General features: G+C 54.4%; 7 protein-coding genes. 4 read left to right on the forward strand and 3 right to left on the reverse strand.

The genetic code is table 11. The annotated features are described in order from the left end of the window. Positions 1-5 precede the first annotated feature (5 nt). Positions 6-146, forward strand: a complete 141-nt coding sequence (locus tag AAAC48_RS11885; protein ID WP_340654377.1) for a host attachment protein — start codon at positions 6-8, stop codon at positions 144-146. A 207-nt stretch (positions 147-353) separates the two neighbouring features. Here the strand turns inward: AAAC48_RS11885 and AAAC48_RS11890 are convergent, their stop codons facing one another. Continuing rightward, positions 354-791, reverse strand: coding sequence for a universal stress protein (locus tag AAAC48_RS11890; protein WP_340654371.1), 438 nt, complete (start codon positions 789-791; stop codon positions 354-356). 312 nt (positions 792-1,103) lie between these two features. Between AAAC48_RS11890 and AAAC48_RS11895 the strand changes: the two genes are divergently transcribed. Next, positions 1,104-1,904 carry a 3'(2'),5'-bisphosphate nucleotidase CysQ gene (locus AAAC48_RS11895; protein ID WP_340654372.1) on the forward strand — a complete coding sequence of 267 codons (801 nt, stop codon included), beginning with the start codon at positions 1,104-1,106 and terminating at the stop codon, positions 1,902-1,904. 137 nt (positions 1,905-2,041) lie between these two features. On the opposite strand, the gene AAAC48_RS11900 is transcribed toward AAAC48_RS11895, so the two are convergent. Further along, the gene (locus AAAC48_RS11900; protein WP_340654373.1) at positions 2,042-2,692 is read right to left on the reverse strand and encodes a DNA-binding protein; all 651 of its coding nucleotides are present in this window, start codon (positions 2,690-2,692) and stop codon (positions 2,042-2,044) included. Further along, the gene (locus tag AAAC48_RS11905) at positions 2,689-2,925 is read right to left on the reverse strand and encodes a helix-hairpin-helix domain-containing protein (RefSeq protein ID WP_340654374.1); all 237 of its coding nucleotides are present in this window, start codon (positions 2,923-2,925) and stop codon (positions 2,689-2,691) included. Before AAAC48_RS11905 ends, AAAC48_RS11900 begins: the two co-directional genes overlap by 4 nt. 143 nt (positions 2,926-3,068) lie before the next feature. Here AAAC48_RS11905 and AAAC48_RS11910 point away from each other — a divergent pair, with 143 nt between their 5' ends. Both AAAC48_RS11910 and AAAC48_RS11915 read left to right on the forward strand, forming a co-directional pair. Next, positions 3,069-4,040, forward strand: a complete 972-nt coding sequence (locus AAAC48_RS11910; RefSeq protein ID WP_340654375.1) for a ribose-phosphate pyrophosphokinase — start codon at positions 3,069-3,071, stop codon at positions 4,038-4,040. Positions 4,041-4,189: 149 nt separating this feature from the next. After that, the coding region (locus AAAC48_RS11915) for a DUF2267 domain-containing protein (protein WP_340654376.1) at positions 4,190-4,435 on the forward strand (246 nt) is incomplete at its 3' end.

The following is a 4,435-nucleotide window of genomic DNA, read 5'->3' on the forward strand; positions in this document are numbered from 1 at the left end:
AGCTTATGTTGATCGCACCGCCCAAAGCGCTCGGCACTTTGCGCGAACACCTCTTGCCTTCCACGCGCGTGACTGTCATCGCGGAAATTGCCAAAGATCTCGTCAAATTACCGATCCCGGAAATCGAAAAGCATCTCGCCACCTGAGCATGCGGCAAGGTTTGTGGCTGCATTCAATGCGACCACGACAAGTTCAATAGGAGTTGAATGGCGGGCGGCGTCTGAGATACGTTACTAGCGGTCGAAAGAGTGGAATTTGCCGCCTTATGTGATGCAGCAAAAATCGCTATTTATACAGTGAGCTTCACGTTACTTACGCGCACTCGATTGAGACCCAACAGAACAGAAGACAGTTCAGCGGTAAACGAGAACAGGAATTTTCGAGTGGGTGAGAACTTTCTGCGTCACGCTGCCTAATAAAAGCGCGCCGATGCCCCTCCGCCCATGGGAAGCCATCATGATTAGATCGCAGCTGTTCTTTTCGGCCGCGTCGATGATAGCCTGAAAAGGTTCATCGCTTTCGACCTGAACCGATCGGCATGAAACGCCAATCTGCTTGGCTTTCAATTCGGCATCTGTGAGAGCCCTTGCTCCTTCCATGCGCACAAATTTTTCATATTCACCGCGCGTCCTATTAATTTGTTTGGCGTTTGCAGTGGCAATGTGGAACGGTTCTATGACCGTGATAATTGTTACGCCCGCGTTTGCGTCCCGTGCGAACTCGATGCCTTTATCAACTGCCAGCGTAGCAAGTGCGGAGCCATCGGTCGGAATGAGTATGTGACTGAACATGATAATTTCCTCTTTTGAATAAGATGGATTGGAAAGGGGAGCCGGTCATTGATCCGCATCAAATGTTGTCTTGAAATGATGCCGACATTTGGCGCGGGTTTCGGTCCAGCGCACATGGCTATCTCTCGTTTGCTGATCGAGGAGGTTAACTGCGTGATGTTTCTTGATCTGGGTCAAGCAGCCCGGCGCGTGTAAGTGCTACTAAAAACGATCGAATACTTTATTCGCCTGAAAGTTGGCATATCAGGACACGTGAGAGGGCGCCACGGCCGCGGAGGCAGATGAATAGTGGATTCTACCGCGCAAATTGACATGGCAAAACAGCTGCTTCCAGTTGTGAAGAATGCCGGGAATGTAGTCATTCAGATCAGAAAAAATGGCCTGCGACCGCGCCTGAAAGACGATGCATCCCCGGTGACGGCTGCCGATGTAGCCTGCGAAAGAATCATTAAAAGCGCTCTCTCCAATTTATATCCCGCAATCCCGATGATCGGTGAAGAAAGCTTCTCCTCGATACGAGTTCAAACTCCCGGACCCAGATATTGCTTTGTCGTCGATCCCATCGACGGCACCCGCGAATACATCGAAGGGCGTGATGACTTTACAGTTAACATCGCGCTCGTAGCCGACGGCTTTCCCACCATGGGAATCATATATGCCACTGTCAGCGGAAGATTATTCTTCGCCGCAGGGGGGCAGGCTTACGAGTGCGAGGCTCACATGGGCCATCAAAGTATACGTCCCGTGCGCGGCGATACCGTTGTTATGCGCGCTGAGCTAATTGTTCTTGCGAGCCGGTCGCACTGTGATGACAAGACCAGGGCACTAATCGATGAATTGCGACCTGGTTTGGTTCGCATGCTTGGATCTTCATTGAAGTTGGCTTTGATCGCCACCGGCGAGGCGGATATCTATCCTCGGCTCGCCCCCACCATGACATGGGACGTCGCGGCGGGACAGGCCCTTATTGAGGCAGCGGGCGGCTTGATGTTGCGCCCCGACGGCTCCCGCTTATCGCACTCGATCGCCGAGGGCTGGCGCAATTCGGGCTTCATCGCAGCCCGAACGCCGGCGTTAGCCGAGCGCGCGCTGGAGTTGATTGCTGCTCGCTGACCTGCGCACAAGAAAGTTGGCTACGTTTAAGCGGCGACTTAGATAGATGTCGCCTCGCGAATTTGTCACAGGACAAGTTTAGGATCGATAGGCCCTTTGCGAATGGGATCTCGATTTGGCGCCGTTCTGCGTCAACGTCAATTGCCCTTCTGGTCATGGGGTTCTTTCTCGATGTTCTGTTCTTCATCCCGTCCGCGCACGACACGTTTGCCGCTCCGTGGGCCGCTTGTCTCGGTTACGACAGTACAACGGCCCTCCGGCTGCCCTTCAGCCTGATAGTTGATGATTACCCAGTCGCGGGTCTTGCCCAGCTTGTGTGCCAACTCCGTGTTAGAATACAGAGCCGTGAAATGCCATTTGCCGTGGCCAGCATGGAGAATTGGCAGCCATGCTTCTTTCGAAGGATTGAAGCGCTTGGGGGCGATAATACGTAACTGACCGGCAGCAGCCTTTTCATGATATATGCTGTCTACCTGCAGGAGCAGCGAAATAGGGGGAGATGGCGCCTTTTCCATGCGACGCGCAAACACCGAACGGCCGAGTTTTTCGGCGAGCATGGTGGCAAGCATTGCCTGACGACGCTTGCCAAAACCTTTGTTGACAAGTTCACGATGTTGAAGTGCGTTTTCCAGGTCCTCGAGGGTTTCAAGTTGTCCATCTTCGGCGAGACGCCGTGCCAGCTGAGTACCAATACCGGGGATCGTGCGGAACAGTATCTCTGGCGCAAGCTCACCGCGCAGTCTTTCCAGCTGCGACCAACGGCCGGTCGCGGTGATCTCCGCGATCACGCCGACGGCAGGGCAACGAGCCCGTCGCGGCCCTCGCGCGCGAGAATTTTGCTGGCAGGTTGATCGAGATGCGCCACAGTGTCGGCGCCGCGCCTATAGGCCCGAACTCTGAAGCCGTCAGCACCCTGCGCACTAAGGAGGTCTGCGTAGTCGCGCAGCTTGCCCGCTATGGCCATGTTTTCATCATGCGGCATCATTGGCGAAGATGCCGCTATGGTTCTGGAACTGTTCATTGGCGCTTGAGATCCACGCGACATCATTGCCCCACCTTTCAGGGGTAGGCACAGTGACCCAAAGGCTTACTAGCCGTCATTGGAAAGTCTTTGATGCACGTCAAACGCGGTTAGATAGGACGTGATATATAGCTCGCATGCGCATGTTTGTTCTAAAAGACTCGAACGATCTTGGCGTCGCCGTAGCGGACACTCTTTCAGTCCCTGTTGCGCCGCATGAGGAGCGCGACTTCAAGGATGGCGAACACAAGGCACGTCCGCTGGTCAGCGTCAGAGGCAAGGACGTCTATGTTCTTCAAAGCCTGGCTGGAGGAAGCGGAGCCTCCGTAAACGACAAACTGTGCAAGCTTCTCTTCTTCATTGCGACCTGTCACGACAATGGTGCCAGCCGCGTCACTGCGGTTGTTCCGTATCTGGCCTATTCACGTAAAGATCGACAGACGAAATCACGCGATCCTGTTACCACTAGCTACGTCGCCCAGCTTTTTGAGGCGGTCGGGACTGATCGCGTGATTACCCTTGAGGTCCATAACATTGCAGCTTTCCAGAATGCCTTCCGATGTCAAAGTGTGCATCTTGACGCCCGCAAACTCTTTGTCCCTGCAATACAGCGCTTGGCAAAAAGCCTGCCGCTTACCGTTTTCTCGCCCGACAGCGGCGGCATCAAGCGCGCCCAGCTGCTAAAGGAGGCTCTGGAAGCAGTTCAAGGCGAAGAAGTGGGGTTCGGTTTCATGGAAAAGCGGCGCAGCCGCGACGTCGTTTCGGGTGACCTTTTTGCTGGCGAGGTGAAAGGATCAGCCGTCTTCATCGTCGACGATATGATCAGCACTGGCGGCACAATGCTTCGTACAGCGCTTGCCTGCCGCGAACGCGGCGCGAAGGCTGTCTATGTTTTTGCTACGCACGGGCTCTTCAGCCCGGGGTGCGAGGCACTGTTCAACAGTCCTACGGTAAATCGCGTTGTTGTGACCGATAGCGTCACACCAGCCAACAGGACCGGCATGGAACCACTGGCAAAGATCGAGATCGTACCCGTGGCTCCTTTGATTGGCGAAGCGATCAGGCGGCTCCATACAAACGAATCGATCACCGATCTGCTGGGTGAGGAAGATTGAAGCTTCCTGTCCAGCGGCCGAGACATAGAAAACGGCAAGGAGTGCTGTAATTTCGCCGCAGCGGATCAGTGGACTGGATTTGATCTGGTTCAATGCAATCGTACTCGACTCGCTCTGTTAATAGCGCTGGCCCATCAGGAGGTACGTCAATGAGCAACACTAGCATCACTGCTTTCACCCATGGAGCAGAGCAAGCGCAACAGTGGGTCAATGAGTTGGATGACGATCTGAATTGGGGTGACAAAGCTCGCGCCTACCGGCTGCTGAGAGCAGTGCTTCACACGATGCGGGATTTTCTGTCGATTGAAGAAGTAGCAGATATGTCGGCGCAGTTACCTATCGTCATTAGAGGCGTCTTCTTCGATGGGTGGGATCCGTCTACTTCACCCGTATGG

Source organism: Phyllobacterium sp. (assembly GCF_037994405.1).
In the GTDB taxonomy this organism is placed as follows: domain Bacteria; phylum Pseudomonadota; class Alphaproteobacteria; order Rhizobiales; family Rhizobiaceae; genus Phyllobacterium.